The organism is Bradyrhizobium sp. 44, assembly GCF_023073095.1.
GTDB lineage: Bacteria > Pseudomonadota > Alphaproteobacteria > Rhizobiales > Xanthobacteraceae > Bradyrhizobium.
In genome coordinates, this window is record NZ_JADPIY010000029.1 from 539,619 (window position 1) to 553,892 (window position 14,274).

Consider the following 14,274-nt stretch of genomic DNA (forward strand, 5'->3'; position numbering starts at 1 on the left):
ATCTGGCGGCGGGGCTTTGGCCCCGCCGCTTTTTTTGTTCGTCATTCGGGCAGCCGTGCGACGCTCTGAAAAGTAACCAGCGGTTATGGTTAATGGAGAGTAAGCGCGGATAAATGCCAATGATTTCAGCTTGATTGCCGGCGCCGACCACGCCTTCCGCGCGCTTATGGTGAACCCGCGCTTAATGCGGACGCGCGTCGTTTCACCCTTTGTTAGCCATGTCGGGGCACGCTGTCCCCGTCACTCGATCCGAAGCGATCGAACGAAGACGCGTAAACCAGAAGGGTAAGAGTCATGTCCGGTATTGTTCTCTCTGCGTCGGTTCGTCAGAACCTGCTGTCTCTCCAGTCCACCGCTGATCTTCTCGCCACCACACAGAACCGTCTGTCGACCGGCAAGAGCGTCAACTCGGCCCTGGACAATCCCACCAACTTCTTCACGGCACAGTCGCTCGACAACCGCGCCAGCGACATCAACAATCTGCTCGACGGCATCGCCAACGGCGTGCAGGTGCTGCAGGCTGCCAACACCGGCCTGACCTCGTTGCAGAAGCTGATCGACTCTGCGAAGTCGATCGCCAACCAGGCGCTGCAGACCACCGTCGGCTACTCCACCAAGTCCAACGTCTCCACCACGATCGCGGGTGCGACGGCGGCGGACCTGCGCGGCACGACCTCCTTTGCCAGCGCGACCGCGAGCAGCAACGTGCTCTATAACGGCACGGCCGGCGGCACCACGGCGGCGAGCGGCACCACGACGCTCGGCGCCACCATCGGCTCCTTTGCAAGCACGGGCGCGACAGCCGGTGACGGCACCACGGCCCTGACCGGCGCCATCACGCTGATCGCCACCAACGGCACGACCGCAACCGGTCTGTCCGGCAACGCCCAGCCGGCCGATGGCGACACGCTGACCGTGAACGGCAAGACCATCACCTTCCGCTCGGGCTCCGCTCCGGCCTCGACCGCGGTTGCGTCCGGCTCGGGCGTCAGCGGCAATCTCGTCACCGACGGCAGCGGCAACACCACTGTCTATCTCGGCACCGCGGGCACCCCGGCTGCGAACGTCAACGATCTGTTGGCTGCAATCGATCTGGCCAGCGGCGTGAAGACGGTGTCCATCACCGCGGGTGCAGCGACGATCGCCACCAGCGTCGGCCAGACCGCCTCAAGCGCTGCCGGCGGTGCCGTCACGCTGAAGAGTTCGACAGGTGCGGATCTGAGCGTCACCGGCAAGGCCGACCTGCTCAAGGCTCTCGCCCTGACGACATCTTCCGGTGCAGGCAATGCGAGCCTGTCCGTCAACCGAACAACGAGCGCCGCCTCGCTGGGTGCAACCCTTACGGACGGTTCGTCGCTGAACGTCGATGGTCATACCATCACCTTCAAGAACGCGCCGATCCCGGGCTCGACCGGTGCTCCGAGCGTTCCGAGCGGCTTCGGTGCCAGCGGTAACATCCTCACCGACGGCAACGGCAACTCGACCGTCTATCTGCAGGCCGGCACGGTTGCCGACGTGCTCAAGGCGATCGACCTTGCCACCGGCGTGCAGACCGCGACGATCAACGCCAACGGCACCGCGACGCTTGCGACCGCCACAGGCCAGTCGAACTCGACGATCAATACGTCCGGTCAGCTGAAGCTCTCGACCGGCATCAATGCCGATCTGACGATCACGGGCAGCGGCAATGCACTGAATGTATTCGGGCTGGCCGGCAACACCGGCAGTGCGTCGGCATTTACCGCGGCGCGCACCTCCGGGGTCGGCGGCATTGCCGGCAAGTCCTTGACCTTCTCCGCATTCAACGGCGGCACGGCGGTCAATGTCACCTTCGGCGACGGCACCAACGGCACGGTCAAGACGCTCGATCAGCTCAACACGGCGCTTCTGGCCAACAATCTGGCTGCCACGATCGACGCCAACGGCCGGTTGACCATCACGGCTTCCAACGACTACGCGTCCTCGACGATCGGTTCGACCGTCGCAGGCGGTGGCATCGGCGGCACGCTCACTTCGGCGCTGACGTTCTCGACGGCTTCCAGCCCCGTCCAGGATGCGGTTGCACAGACGGCCCGTGCGAACCTGGTGTCTCAGTACAACAACATCCTGAACCAGATCGACACGACCTCGCAGGACTCCTCGTTCAACGGCGTCAATTTGCTGAACGGCGACCAGCTCAAGCTGGTGTTCGACGAGACCGGCAAGTCGAGCCTCAACATCACCGGCGTGACCTACAACTCCAAGGGTCTGGGCCTCGCTGCCCTGACCGTCGGCGTCGACTTCATCGACAACGCCGCGTCCAACCGCGTGCTGACCAACCTGAACGCCGCATCGAGCACGCTGCGCTCGGAAGCCTCGGCGCTCGGTTCGAACCTCTCGGTGGTGCAGGTGCGTCAGGACTTCAACAAGAACCTGATCAACGTGCTGCAGACCGGTTCGTCGAACCTCACGCTGTCCGATACCAACGTCGAGGCGGCCAACAGCCAGGCGCTGTCGACCCGCCAGTCGATCGCGGTCTCCGCGCTGTCGCTGGCCAACACTTCGCAGCAGAGTGTGCTCCAATTGCTCCGCTAAGTAACTGGTATCATTAAATAAAATAAGAGCGGCGGGGTCATTTGCCCCGCCGCTTTTTTGCGTCCGGAGGGGGGCAGGGACGTTCACCGCCCATTAACCCTATCCCTTAAACCGGCGTTAACCATACTTTAAAGGACAGCCTCTAAGACTGGACAAAAGCCCGCTTCCAAAACCGCGCGGCCGATTCGTACCTGGTTCAAGAGGAAGACTCGCCAATGTCCAACATCGTTCTCTCGGCGTCCGTTCGCCAGAACCTGTTGTCGCTGCAGTCGACGGCCGACTTGCTGGCCACGACGCAGGAGCGGCTGTCGACCGGTAAGAAGGTCAACACAGCGCTCGACAATCCCACCAATTTCTTCACGGCCCAGGGGTTGGACAACCGGGCGAGCGACATCGGCAACCTGCTGGATGGCATCAACAACGGTGTGCAGGTGCTCCAGGCCGCCAACACCGGCATCACCTCGCTGCAGAAGCTGATCGACAGCGCCAAGTCGATCGCCAACCAGGCGCTCCAGACCACGGTCGGCTACTCGACCAAGTCCAACGTCTCCACCACGATTCCCGGTGCGACGCCCGCCGACCTGCGCGGTACGACCTCCTACGCGAGCGCGACCGCCAAGAGCAATGTGCTCTATACCGGCGCAGCCGGTGGCGTAACCCCGGTCACGGGAACCGCCGCGCTCGGCGCCTCGCTGGGCTCGAACGCCGGCACGAATGTCGGGTTTGCCGCGACCGCGGCCGACGGCACGACTGCACTATCCGGTACCACCACACTGGTCGGCACCACGACATCCACCACCTTCGGCGCGCCGCCCGCGGACGGCGACACCATCACGGTCAACGGCAAGACCATCACCTTCCGCACCGGTATCGCGCCGACGACGCAGCCGACCGGCTGGGGCCTCAACCCCAGTGGGCACATCGCCACCGACGGTAACGGCAATTCGATCGTCTACGAGGGAACGCCGGCTGCGCCCGGCGCGACCGTCAACGACGTCCTCAGCGCGATCGACCTCGCCAGCGGCGTCAAGACCGCGGCAATCAGTGCAGGCGCGGCAACCATTACGGTCAGCGGCTCGAGCGGTCCGATCGGCACGCTGCAGGTGGCGTCGTCCGTCACGGGCGGCCAGGTCACGCTGAAGAGTTCGACCGGCGCCGATCTGAGCCTGACGGGCAAGGCCGACTTCCTCAACAAGCTCGGTCTGACCGCGGCGACCGGCGCAGGCAATGCGAGCGTGACTGCGGACCGATCGACCACCGCGGGCTCGCTCGGCTCTCTCGTTCAGGACGGCTCGACGCTGAACATCGACGGCCACACCATCACTTTCAAAAACGCCCAGTCGCCCCAGTCGGCGTTGAGCGTCACCTCCGGCGGCGTCAACGGCAACATCGTCACCGACGGCAACGGCAATTCGACCGTCTACCTCCAGAGCGCGACGCTCTCCGATCTGCTCAACTCGATCGACCTTGCAACCGGCGTCAAGACCGCCAGCATCTTCAACGGCTCGGCGACGCTGTCGACCACCGCGGGCCAGATCCCCTCGTCGGTCAACAGCAGCGGTCAGCTTGCGCTCTCCACCGGCATCAACGCCGACCTGTCGATCACCGGCACCGGCAATGCGCTCAACGCGTTCGGTCTCAGCGGCAATACGGGAACGGCGACCGCTTTCGCCGCGGCGCGCAACTCCGGTGTTGGTGGCGTCGCCGGCAAGACGCTGACCTTCACCTCCTTCAACGGCGGCGCGCCGGTCAACGTCACCTTCGGCGACGGCACCAACGGCACCGTCAAGACGCTCGACCAGCTCAATGTGCAGCTTCAGGCCAACCACCTGACGGCGACGATCGACGCCAACGGCGTGCTGACGGTCACCACCGTCAACGAGTACGCATCCTCGACCCTCGGCTCGACTGCCGCCGGCGGTACGGTCGGCGGGACGCTCACCGGCGTGCTGGCCTTTACCACCGCGCAGCCACCGATTCAGGATCCCGTCGCGCAGACCGCGCGCTCCGGCCTGGTCAGTCAGTTCAACAACATCCTGGCGCAGATCGACACGACCTCGCAGGACTCGTCCTTCAACGGCGTCAACCTGCTCAACGGCGACACGCTGAAGCTGGTCTTCAACGAGAACGGCAGCTCGACGCTCGGCATCAACGGCGTGGTGTTCAACGCCGCCGGCCTGGGTCTCAGCAATCTCGTTCCGGGCACGGACTTCATCGACAACGGTGCCACCAACAAGGTGCTGGCCAGCCTGAATGCCGCCTCGAGCACGTTGCGCTCCGAGGGTTCTTCGCTCGGTTCGAATCTGTCGATCGTGCAGGTGCGTCAGGACTTCTCCAAGAACCTGATCAACGTTCTGCAGACCGGCTCGGCCAACCTGACGCTGGCCGACACCAACGAGGAAGCGGCGAACAGCCAGGCGCTGTCGACCCGCCAGTCGATCGCGGTGTCCGCGCTGTCGCTGGCCAACCAGTCGCAACAGAGCGTGCTGCAGCTGCTCCGCTAATTTCGCGGCGCAGGTCGCTCATCGATTTCGCGGCGGGGCTAACGCTCCGCCGTTCATTTTACTGAGATCGCTAAGGCAGGATTAGCTGAGATCGACGCGCACCACGCGCGACGTGTTTACAGCGTGCACATGCGCGTCTAGCTTCACGATGACGAAGAACTCCGAGACCCGTAATAATCCGGAGTGCTTCCAAGCACACATGTAAGCAAATCTTAAGCGGTGCTGCCTAGGGTCAGGAAAGAAATCCTTAAGCGCGTTCAACGCGCTAGGTAACCTCCAGGGTGTGATTGATGTCGAATTCCGCTGCCTCGGCCTACGCGCGTGTTGCAACGACCACCGCATCTCCTCGCGACATCGAAGCGCAGACCCTGCTCAAGGCCGCGAACAAGCTTCAGGATGCGATCAACAGCGCCGAGCCGTTCAGCGAGCAGACCACGCAGGCCCTGATGTTCAATCGCAAGCTCTGGACGATTTTCCTGAGCGAGGCCATGCGCGAGAACAATCCGCAGCCGATCGACGTCCGGCAGAAGATCGCCAACATCAGCGTGTTCGTGCTGAGCCAGACCGCCGCGCTGCAGATGAGCCCGCAGTTCGATCACTTCCGTCCGCTGATCGAGATCAACCGCAATATCGCCGCTGGTCTCTCCGGCCGTCCGTGATCGAGCACGGCTCGTTCCGCTTCGGCAACACCAAATCCACGCTGACGGATACCGGCAAGACGCAGATCGGGAACCGCGTCACCGGTCCCGCGACCGGTTCGAGCGATCTCGATGTTGCCGTTGCGAGGCTCGACGCCTGATGGTCAGGCGCTGCGGTCCGTGCTGGCCGGACGCGAGGGCTCGGATTTCAAATCCTGCGCATGGAAATAGGCCCGCCGGCGCAGCATTGCTTCGTCGGGGAACTGGTTGACCACCGCGTCGGTCCTGTCGTTGACGACCTGGAAGACGAACGACGCCGCCGCCTGGTCGAACACGACCTGGCGTGAGACGTTCTCGCTGCTTCGCAAATCATTACGTGCAGGCGCGCTCGCCTCGCCAGCGGCCACTGTCTGGCTCACGGGCAGATCGGTTTGCACGGCCTCGTTCGCCGCCGCATTGGACGTCGTTACGATCTGCACGGCGACCGGTATCCCCACCGGCCTGATGCTGAAATCTGTACTCATGGCAGCCTCCTGGTTGCCTCACGTGAGTCAAATCCCAACCCCTCTCAATACGCAACCATGGAACACCAGGATTGAACACCCGGTAAGGAAACGTGCCTAACCGCGCGACGATGTTGCCGCGCGGTTTTTCGTAAAATTGTCGTTTGTTATTGCGCGCGCTCAGAGCGAGCGGCTGACCGCGAGCGGCGTGATGTGGCGTGGGCCCGGCGTGGCGCGGCGTCCCGCGGCCGTGTAGGTGTTCGGCACGTTGCGCTTCTGGATCTCGGCGTTGACGCCACGCACGACGCTCTCCGAAACGGCGTGAGCGGTTGCGAGCACGGTGAGATTGACCTGGAGCATCGCGCGGAATGCATCGTGGTGCCGATGCAGCGTCGAGAGCAGCTCGGGCGCGGATTTGGCGAGCTGCGCCTGGTTCGCCTTCAACTGGGTGACGGCGCCGACATAGTTTCGCGACAGCTCCTGCTTCTTGCTCTCGAGGGTCATCGCCTCGCGGACCTGGCCGGCACGTACCAGCTCGGTCTCGCGCTCGATCAGGCCGAGCAGCGCACTCATCGCATCCATCAACTGCTCGGCGATCTTGCGCGCCTCGGCGCTGCCGGGTGCGGTGTTCGGGCGCTGCGCTTGCACCGGCTGACGCGAGGCGTTGAAGTGGTTCATCTCGTTTGACCTTATGCCGTGCGGATCGTTTTTGCCTGCTGCATGATCAGGGTGCGATAGACGTCGGTGGCGATGCCGACGCCGCCGGCGTTGGCGAAATTCTTGGAATATTGCTCGGTCAGCATCGAGCGCCACACGCCGGTGCCAGGGGTGTCGCCGAACGGGCCTTCGCCCTTCAGGCCCGAGGTCATCTGCGAGAACATGCTGTTGAGGAACATCGCCTCGAAGTCGGTGGCGATCTTCTGCGCCTTGGCCTGCTGCTTCGGCGGGACCTTTTGCAGTGCCGCGGCGAGATCGAAGTCCGGCCGGCCGTTGCGGCTCTCCACCGAGAAGGCGGAGCTGGCGACCCGTGCGGTGTTGACCATGCCGGTCTGCATCACATCACCTCGATGTCGGCTTCGATCGCACCGGCGGCCTTGATCGCCTGCAGGATGCTGATGAGATCGCGCGGGCCGATGCCGAGACCGTTGAGGCCGTCGACGAGCTGCTGAAGCGAGACGCCGTCCTTGACCACGGCGAACTTCTTGCCGTCCTCGGTGACGCTGACGCTGCTGCGCGGCGCGACCACGGTCCGCCCCCGCGACAGCGGGTTGGGCTGGCTGACCTGCGGGCTCTCGGAGATCGTGACGGTGAGGTTGCCCTGTGCGACCGCAACGGTGGCGACGCGGACGTCGCGGCCCATCACGATGATGCCGCTGCGTTCGTCGATGATGATCTTGGCGGCGAGATCCGGATCGACCTGGAGCTGCTCGATCTCGGTGAGAAACGCGACGACGTTGCCCTTGAACTCCGGCGGGATCGCAAGCTGCACGGTCGATGGGTCGATCGGCTCGGCGGTCTTGACGCCGAGATAGTCGTTGATCGCGGCGGCGATCCGCTTGGCCGTGGTGAAGTCGGCATTGCGCAGCGCAAGCCGAACGTTCGGCAGGCGATTGAGCGCGAACTCGATCTCGCGCTCGATGATGGCACCGTTGACAATGCGTCCGACCGTCGGCACGCCACGCACGATTTTCGCCGCCTCGCCCTCGGCCTGGAAGCCGGAGATCGCGAGCGAGCCCTGTGCGACCGAATAGACGTTGCCGTCGGCGCCGAGGAGTGGGGTGACGAGCAGGGTGCCGCCCTGGAGATTCTTGGCGTCGCCGAGCGCGGAGACGGTGACGTCCATGCGCGTGCCCTGGGTGGCGAAGGCCGGCAGATTGCCTGTCACCATCACGGCGGCGACGTTGCCGGTGCGGATGGTGGCGCCCCGGATGTTGACGCCCATGCGCTCGAGCATCGCTTGCAGCGACTGCTTGGTGAAGGGGATGTTGTTGAGGGTGTCGCCGGTGCCGTTGAGACCGACGACGAGGCCGTAGCCGATGAGCTGGTTCTGCCGCACGCCTTCGATGTTGGCGAGATCCTTGATGCGCGATGTCGCGCTTGCAGAATTGACCGAGAGCACCAGCGCTGACAGCGCGGCGCAGGCCACCCCCACAAGTCTCACCCAACGAACGCTTGGCATCCTCTGCTCCCCGAGGCTCCTCAAATCAAAGGACCATCACGACACTCCCATGACGAGCTGGTCCGACGCTGTCCTTGCGAGCGCTGTGCCAACTCGGGGCAGCGGGGGTAGGTCGCTGAATAGGTTGAATAAATCTGTTTCGAGCGACCTCAGCCGGTGTTGTCCCTGAGGAGCGAAACTGCCGCCCGTCGGCAGATTTTGCCGGGCTGTTTACGGGCCGTTAACCATAAAACGGCGAATGTGGCGCATCGATCACCCGGATTGCTTCCGATGCGCATCTACGGACCGAACGGCACCATGCTTGGAACGCCGGCCAGCCAGGCCAGGCGGACGAGCTCCGGCGGCTTCGTGCTACCCGACACCTCGTCGGCGCCGGAGACGCGAGGCGCCGCCGCACCGAAGGCGGCCGCCAACATCGACGGGCTGCTGGCGCTGCAAGGCATCGAAGAGGATCCGATCGAGCGTCGCAAGCGCTCGGTCGTGCGCGGAAAGACCGCGCTCGACGTGCTCGACGATCTCAAGATGGGACTTCTCTCCGGCAAGCTCGACGCCTCGACCGTGATGCGGCTGCGTGACGCTGCGGCGAACCTGAAATCGTCCTCCGGCGACTCCGGCCTGGATTCGGTGCTGTCGGAGATCGAGCTGCGAGTCGAGGTCGAGCTCGCCAAGGCCGGGCAGGCATAGCGTCCTACGCCGCTTCATCCTTCAGGTGCGCGTCGTAGCGGCGCTGGGCGGCGAGCACGTCTTTCAGATTCTGTTCGGCCCAATCGCGCAGCGGATCGACGGCTGCGGCGAGCGTCACGCCGAGCTGCGTGATCGAGTATTCCACGGTCACCGGCACGGTTGCGATGGCGTGACGCTTGATCAATCCGTCGCGCTCGAGCGACTTGAGAACCTGGCTCAGCATCTTCTGCGAAATGCCTTCGATCGTGCGGCGCAACTGATTGAAGCGCATCGGCTCCTCGCGCAGCAGCAGCAGGATCAGCACCGCCCATTTGTCACCGACGCGGTCGAGGATCTGTCGCGTGGGGCAGTTCGCTGCATAGACGTCTGGCTTCATCGTCGGGTCCTCACGATCCATTCCGCTCATTTGCCGGCCGCCGCCGGTTACTCCTGCGTAATCAGGTAAGCACAAAGTGCTCTCTTAACACCAGCGCTCTTTGCGATATCTAGTCACCATTGGTTACTACAGAAGCAAAGGAGCCTTCCATGAAAATCGCAGTTGCCGGCGCCTCGGGCCGGGCCGGGTCGGAGATCACGAAAGAACTGTCCCGCCGCGGCCACACGGTTACGGCCATCGCCCGCAACCCCGAGAAGATCGCGACCCTGCCGAACGTCACGCCCACCAAGGGGGACGTGCTCGACCAGTCAGACCTTGCCAAGTTGTGGGCCGGGCACGACGCCGCCGTGAGTTCCGTACACTTCCTGGCCAGCGACGCGCTCAAGCTGATCGGCGCGGCCAAGGACTCGAAGGTTGGTCGTTACCTCGTCGTCGGCGGAGCCGGTAGCCTAGAGGTCGCTCCGGGCGTCAAATTGGTGACAACTCCCGGTTTTCCGGCTCAGTACAAGGCTGAGGCGGAGGCGGGTTCGGCCTTTCTCGACCTGCTGCGGCAGGAAAAGGCGCTGAACTGGACTTTTATCTCGCCGTCGGCCCTGTTCATCGAGGGGGAGCGCACCGGCAAGTTCCGGCTTGGCACCGATCAGCTTCTCGCAGATGCGAACGGCAAAAGCTGGATCACCTTCGCGGATTACGCCATCGCGCTCGCCGACGAGATCGAGCGGCCGGCCCATGAGAGGCAACGGTTCACGGTCGGCTACTAGGCCTACGGCCGCTCCCGGGCCCTTCAGGATAAACCTTTCCTGTGCAAGGGCTTGGGGGCGCCGGTCGGGTTATCAGGGAAACATTGTCTGTCACAGGAGGCCGCTATATAACGCCCCGCTCAGCGGACCCCGTTCCGCGTACGAGTCGTTGCTTAGACAGATAGGCCGCCCTTGGAAAAGTTGAAAAACTACCGACCGACCGAAAAAGAGCCTTTCATGAACGACAGGCAGAAGGAGTACTTCCGCTTGAAGCTCCTCGCCTGGAAGGATGAGATCCTCAAAGAGTCCAAGCTCACCCTGCAAGCCCTGCAGGAGGAGAACGTGAACCACCCCGATCTCGCCGATCGGGCATCGTCCGAAACCGACCGCGCCATCGAACTCCGTGCCCGCGACCGCCAGCGCAAGTTGATCGCCAAGATCGACGCCGCGCTCCAGCGTATCGAGGACAACACCTACGGCTATTGCGAGGACACCGGCGAGCCGATCTCGTTGAAGCGGCTCGAGGCCCGTCCCATCGCGACGCTCTCGGTGGAGGCGCAGGAGCGCCACGAGAAACGCGAGAAGGTCTATCGCGACGAATAGAGTCCGAGCCGCAGCGATGCGGCTCTTTGTTTTTTGAACGCAAGGTGCGCCTTTTCGCGCCGTGATCAGCATTTTGCCTGTCGCTTGCAACCGCGCGTTCGACGCGCGAGCGCAATCACGAAAAGTGAATCGCGATCAATGGGCTAGACTCAACTCCTCCGAGCTCACGTGAGTTCGGATGAGAAACAGCCTTCACTTCAGGTGCGGGAGGTTTTGCGAGTCGCATCAAGGACATCGACTCGAATGCTGAGGCACTGATCCAGCAGCTTCACGCGTTGCTGCAATCAGGCCTGGTGCGACGCTGCAGGGTGCGCATCCTCATAAAGCCCGGACCAGCTCAATATTTCCTTAAACGCCGGCGCCGCCCGTGAGGCTTGCCGTGATGTGGCCGGCCAGCGTCCGCATCTCATCCAGCTTGGGCCGGCAATGACGTGCTGCCGCGCGGCCCCCTGCGCTTGTCACGCCCCGGCGGGGATGCTGAAGTGCCGCCCTCGATTGTGGTGTGTAGGAGCGGGCGCCGATGGACAGAATTCTCGCAGCCGCAAAGGCGATCGCGCTGGCGCGCCGCAACCATGCGCCGCTCGCGGCGCTCGAAGTTCCTCCCGCCGATGAAGCCGAGGGCTATCAGGTCCAGCGCGCGCTGCACGATCTGCTGCTGCCGCATGCCGGCCCGCTCGTCGGCTACAAGATCGGCTGCACCAGCCAGGTGATGCAGGATTACATCGGCATTCCACACCCCTGCGGCGGCGGCGTGTTCCAGAAGGGCGTGCACGACAGCGGCGTGCGGCTCGCGGCTGCCGATTTTGTCCGCGTCGGCGTTGAATGCGAGATCGCGGTGCGGCTGAAGCGCAATCTCGCCGCCGGCGAGGCGCCATTCACGGCCGAATGGGTCGGCGAAGCCGTCGAGGCCTATCATCCCGCGATCGAGATCGTCGACGACCGCTATGTGAAGTGGGAAACAATGGGCGCGCCGACGCTGATCGCCGACGATTTCTTCGCCGCCGGCTGCGTGCTGGGCGAGGTCGTGCCGCGCTCGTCGGTGCCGGACCTGAAGGCGGTCAAAGGCCGCGCCATCGTCAACGGCGAAGAGGTGAGCCACGGCACCGGCGCCGACGTGCTCGGCCATCCGCACAACGCACTCGCCTGGCTCGCCAACCATCTCGCCGCCGAGGGGAAGGGTCTGCACGCGGGCCAACTCGTTCTCACAGGGAGCCTGGTGAAGACGCTGTGGCTGAAAGCCGGCGACAAGGTGCGGATGGAACTGGACGGACTGGGGACGGTGGAGGCGGAGTTTACGTGATCTCTCCGCGTCCTTGCGAGCGAAGCGAAGCAATCCAGAGTCCCTCCGCGGTGGCAGCCTGGATTGCTTCGCTGCGCTCGCAATGACGGAGGTTGGGGCAGCGGTGCCGCTACGATCGCGCATCTGGCCGGCTGTACGCAGCGGCACCATCGCCAAAATACATGCGGCCCTCGCCAGGGGAGCTAGCGAGGGCCGCGTCGTACATCGTCGTCCGCGCCTAGGTTCGCGAACACGATGTGGGAGCTCGGGAGAAGCTTAGAAGGGCAGCAGCACGTCCATGACTTGCTGGCCGTAGCGCGGTTGCTGCACGTCCATGATCTGGCCGCGGCCGCCGTAGGCGATGCGGGCCTGCGCGATCTTGGTGGAATCGATGGTGTTGTCGCTCTGGATATCTTCGGGACGGACGATGCCGGCGACGATGAGCTCGCGAATTTCGTAGTTGACGCGGATTTCCTGCTTGCCTTCGACCACGAGGTTGCCGTTGGGCAGGACCTGGGTGACGACGGCAGCGACGTTGGTCTGCAACGCTTCCTTGCGGTCCACGCTTCCTTTGCCCTCGCTGGACGCGGTCGAGTCGGCGGTTAGGATACGGCCGGGCAACACCTTCTGCGCTTGGGCGCCCAATGTCTTGGCGCCGATGAAGTCGGTGATCCCGGAATCTTCCTTGTTGGTGCGGCTGCGCTGGGTGTCGTTTTCGATATTGGCCTTGTCGGTGATGTTCACGGCCACCGTCAGGAGATCGCCGACCTGATGGGCGCGCTGGTCCTTGAAGAAGGCACGGCTGCCGTTCCGCCACAGCGAGTTCGGATTGTAGGAGGCGACTTCCGGCTTCGGCATCGGCATCTGCACCGGCTTGTAACCGGGCTGCGTCGTCGGATTGTCGATCGCCGACAATTTCGGCTGCTCGCCGATCTGCGACAAACGGTCGATCGATGAGCAGCCGCTCGCCAGCGCGCAAGTCGCCAGCAGCAGGGCAGAGATCGCGATGTGACGGGGACGAAAAGCCGAACTGAACCTGGACATGACTTACTCTGACTTGGCTGGAGCTTGCGAGACGCGAACTTGCGGGATCTGGGCTTGCGCGATCTGGTTCGGGGATGCCGGGGTCTGGACCAGGTTCCGGACGAGGGCTGCGGTATCGACCGGGGCGGGCGCCTCGTCACGCTTGAGCGACGAGGTCTGTTCGACCGCAGCCGGCATCGGCGCGGCTTGGCTGGCGCCCTGGACCGTCACCTGGCCGCGGCCGGTGACGACGCCGCTCAGCGTGCGCTTGGTCTGCAGGTTGAGCACGCTGATGGTGTCGCCCTCGGCGCCGCTCTCGATCGCCTTGCCGCGGGTGGTGAGGTAGATTCCGGGGACCTGGTAGATGACGGTGACGTTCTGGTCGCGCTGCACGAAGTCGGGCTTGACGATGTCGGCGACGCGGATCGGCGTCCCCGCCCGCATAGGCCGGCGGAGCTGCATGCCGAGCGTGCGATCTCGCGAGGCGGCCTCACCCGTGACCTCGGCCTTCGGCCGGCGTTCCATGGCGACGTCGGAGGCCTTCAGGAGATCGACGCGATCGATGTCGCGCGTCAGCACGGCTACTTCCACCGTTTCGATCGCGGTACCGGTGAAACGCAGCTTGGTCGGTGCCGGATTGTTGTCGTTGTTGATCTCGAAGGCGATGTCGAAACGGCCGCTGCGGGCGTCGTAGCGGGTTGCGACCGGCTGCAGCACGCCGGTGTTGGAGGCATCCAACCGCATGTCGGCGATGCCGCGGTCGAACGTGACGGTGATGTTGGCGGCATCGCCAAGTCCAAAGCGGCGCTCGAGCGCCGTGGCGACCGCGGTTTCGAGGTCCTTGTTCACGAGCGTGCGGGCGAGACGGGTGACCTGGACCTCCCTGATGTCGCCGGTCATCACGCCGATCACCTGCTTTGCGCGCAACACCGCCAGCACTTGCGCGACCGGCAGCGCACCGGTGGTGCCGAGATCGGGCGAGCGGTAGAGCGGGATCAGCGCGGCCGAGCCGGCATTGTCGATGAGATCGCCGACCCGCACCACGTCCGAGGTCACGGTGATGCTCGCGCGCAGCGTCGGCGTCGCGATAAAGTCGTCGGCGGCCCGTGCGGGCAGCGCCAGCACGAGGAGAGCGGAGATGGTGGCGAGGGTGGTGCGGATCATCGTCATC

Annotated in this window: 15 protein-coding genes; 8 read left to right on the plus strand and 7 right to left on the minus strand. The window is 64.2% G+C overall.

The window, feature by feature from the left end; all coding sequences use genetic code 11:
* Positions 1-294: 294 nt before the first annotated feature.
* From IVB41_RS28240 to IVB41_RS28255, 4 genes are all read left to right on the plus strand, one after another.
* Positions 295-2,574, plus strand: a complete 2,280-nt coding sequence (locus IVB41_RS28240; protein ID WP_247287353.1) for a DUF1522 domain-containing protein — start codon at positions 295-297, stop codon at positions 2,572-2,574.
* Positions 2,575-2,789: 215 nt separating this feature from the next.
* Complete coding sequence (locus IVB41_RS28245) at positions 2,790-5,078, plus strand: DUF1522 domain-containing protein (RefSeq protein WP_247437352.1); 2,289 nt, start codon at positions 2,790-2,792, stop codon at positions 5,076-5,078.
* Positions 5,079-5,368: 290 nt separating this feature from the next.
* Positions 5,369-5,737 (plus strand): flagellar biosynthesis regulator FlaF, encoded by a 369-nt coding sequence (flaF, locus tag IVB41_RS28250; RefSeq protein ID WP_007612319.1) that lies wholly within the window; start codon positions 5,369-5,371, stop codon positions 5,735-5,737.
* Positions 5,734-5,877: a hypothetical protein gene (locus IVB41_RS28255; protein WP_247437354.1), complete on the plus strand. Its 144-nt coding sequence runs from the start codon at positions 5,734-5,736 to the stop codon at positions 5,875-5,877. Before flaF ends, IVB41_RS28255 begins: the two co-directional genes overlap by 4 nt.
* 3 nt (positions 5,878-5,880) lie before the next feature.
* Here IVB41_RS28255 and IVB41_RS28260 read toward each other — a convergent pair whose 3' ends face one another.
* The 4 genes from IVB41_RS28260 to IVB41_RS28275 all read right to left on the minus strand — a co-directional run bounded on the left by IVB41_RS28260 (position 5,881) and on the right by IVB41_RS28275 (position 8,398).
* Positions 5,881-6,240, minus strand: a complete 360-nt coding sequence (locus IVB41_RS28260) for a hypothetical protein (protein WP_027567591.1) — start codon at positions 6,238-6,240, stop codon at positions 5,881-5,883.
* Between the two features lie 159 nt (positions 6,241-6,399).
* Positions 6,400-6,897, minus strand: coding sequence for a hypothetical protein (locus IVB41_RS28265; protein WP_027518929.1), 498 nt, complete (start codon positions 6,895-6,897; stop codon positions 6,400-6,402).
* An 11-nt stretch (positions 6,898-6,908) separates the two neighbouring features.
* A complete protein-coding gene (flgJ, locus tag IVB41_RS28270) occupies positions 6,909-7,274 on the minus strand; it encodes a flagellar assembly peptidoglycan hydrolase FlgJ (RefSeq protein ID WP_027567592.1) in 366 nt (121 codons plus the stop codon).
* Positions 7,274-8,398, minus strand: coding sequence for a flagellar basal body P-ring protein FlgI (locus IVB41_RS28275; RefSeq protein ID WP_007602120.1), 1,125 nt, complete (start codon positions 8,396-8,398; stop codon positions 7,274-7,276). Before IVB41_RS28275 ends, flgJ begins: the two co-directional genes overlap by 1 nt.
* A 270-nt stretch (positions 8,399-8,668) precedes the next feature.
* On the opposite strand from IVB41_RS28275, the gene IVB41_RS28280 reads away from it, so the two are divergent.
* Positions 8,669-9,082, plus strand: a complete 414-nt coding sequence (locus IVB41_RS28280; RefSeq protein WP_247287347.1) for a flagellar assembly protein FliX — start codon at positions 8,669-8,671, stop codon at positions 9,080-9,082.
* A 4-nt stretch (positions 9,083-9,086) separates the two neighbouring features.
* Here IVB41_RS28280 and IVB41_RS28285 read toward each other — a convergent pair whose 3' ends face one another.
* A complete protein-coding gene (locus tag IVB41_RS28285; protein WP_247287345.1) occupies positions 9,087-9,458 on the minus strand; it encodes a helix-turn-helix domain-containing protein in 372 nt (123 codons plus the stop codon).
* A 149-nt stretch (positions 9,459-9,607) separates the two neighbouring features.
* On the opposite strand from IVB41_RS28285, the gene IVB41_RS28290 reads away from it, so the two are divergent.
* From IVB41_RS28290 to IVB41_RS28300, 3 genes are all read left to right on the plus strand, one after another.
* Complete coding sequence (locus IVB41_RS28290; RefSeq protein ID WP_247287343.1) at positions 9,608-10,219, plus strand: NAD(P)-dependent oxidoreductase; 612 nt, start codon at positions 9,608-9,610, stop codon at positions 10,217-10,219.
* 216 nt (positions 10,220-10,435) lie between these two features.
* Positions 10,436-10,801: an RNA polymerase-binding protein DksA gene (gene dksA, locus IVB41_RS28295; protein ID WP_008554760.1), complete on the plus strand. Its 366-nt coding sequence runs from the start codon at positions 10,436-10,438 to the stop codon at positions 10,799-10,801.
* 520 nt (positions 10,802-11,321) lie between these two features.
* Positions 11,322-12,101, plus strand: coding sequence for a 2-keto-4-pentenoate hydratase (locus IVB41_RS28300; protein WP_247287342.1), 780 nt, complete (start codon positions 11,322-11,324; stop codon positions 12,099-12,101).
* A 255-nt stretch (positions 12,102-12,356) separates the two neighbouring features.
* On the opposite strand, the gene flgH is transcribed toward IVB41_RS28300, so the two are convergent.
* Both flgH and flgA read right to left on the minus strand, forming a co-directional pair.
* Positions 12,357-13,124 (minus strand): flagellar basal body L-ring protein FlgH, encoded by a 768-nt coding sequence (flgH, locus tag IVB41_RS28305; RefSeq protein WP_247437356.1) that lies wholly within the window; start codon positions 13,122-13,124, stop codon positions 12,357-12,359.
* 3 nt (positions 13,125-13,127) lie between these two features.
* The gene (gene flgA / locus IVB41_RS28310; protein ID WP_247437367.1) at positions 13,128-14,267 is read right to left on the minus strand and encodes a flagellar basal body P-ring formation chaperone FlgA; all 1,140 of its coding nucleotides are present in this window, start codon (positions 14,265-14,267) and stop codon (positions 13,128-13,130) included.
* Positions 14,268-14,274: the final 7 nt, after the last annotated feature.

Excerpts from the sequence above, each read along its gene's own strand:
- flgH (WP_247437356.1), bottom strand. The coding sequence starts at position 13,124 with ATGTCCAGGTTCAGTTCGGCTTTTCGTCCCCGTCACATCGCGATCTCT.
- IVB41_RS28280 (WP_247287347.1), top strand. The coding sequence starts at position 8,669 with ATGCGCATCTACGGACCGAACGGCACCATGCTTGGAACGCCGGCCAGC.
- IVB41_RS28240 (WP_247287353.1), top strand. The coding sequence starts at position 295 with ATGTCCGGTATTGTTCTCTCTGCGTCGGTTCGTCAGAACCTGCTGTCT.
- IVB41_RS28290 (WP_247287343.1), top strand. The coding sequence starts at position 9,608 with ATGAAAATCGCAGTTGCCGGCGCCTCGGGCCGGGCCGGGTCGGAGATC.
- flgA (WP_247437367.1), bottom strand. The coding sequence starts at position 14,267 with ATGATCCGCACCACCCTCGCCACCATCTCCGCTCTCCTCGTGCTGGCG.
- IVB41_RS28300 (WP_247287342.1), top strand. The coding sequence starts at position 11,322 with ATGGACAGAATTCTCGCAGCCGCAAAGGCGATCGCGCTGGCGCGCCGC.
- IVB41_RS28260 (WP_027567591.1), bottom strand. The coding sequence starts at position 6,240 with ATGAGTACAGATTTCAGCATCAGGCCGGTGGGGATACCGGTCGCCGTG.
- flgJ (WP_027567592.1), bottom strand. The coding sequence starts at position 7,274 with ATGCAGACCGGCATGGTCAACACCGCACGGGTCGCCAGCTCCGCCTTC.
- flaF (WP_007612319.1), top strand. The coding sequence starts at position 5,369 with ATGTCGAATTCCGCTGCCTCGGCCTACGCGCGTGTTGCAACGACCACC.
- IVB41_RS28265 (WP_027518929.1), bottom strand. The coding sequence starts at position 6,897 with ATGAACCACTTCAACGCCTCGCGTCAGCCGGTGCAAGCGCAGCGCCCG.
- dksA (WP_008554760.1), top strand. The coding sequence starts at position 10,436 with ATGAACGACAGGCAGAAGGAGTACTTCCGCTTGAAGCTCCTCGCCTGG.
- IVB41_RS28275 (WP_007602120.1), bottom strand. The coding sequence starts at position 8,398 with ATGCCAAGCGTTCGTTGGGTGAGACTTGTGGGGGTGGCCTGCGCCGCG.
- IVB41_RS28285 (WP_247287345.1), bottom strand. The coding sequence starts at position 9,458 with ATGAAGCCAGACGTCTATGCAGCGAACTGCCCCACGCGACAGATCCTC.
- IVB41_RS28245 (WP_247437352.1), top strand. The coding sequence starts at position 2,790 with ATGTCCAACATCGTTCTCTCGGCGTCCGTTCGCCAGAACCTGTTGTCG.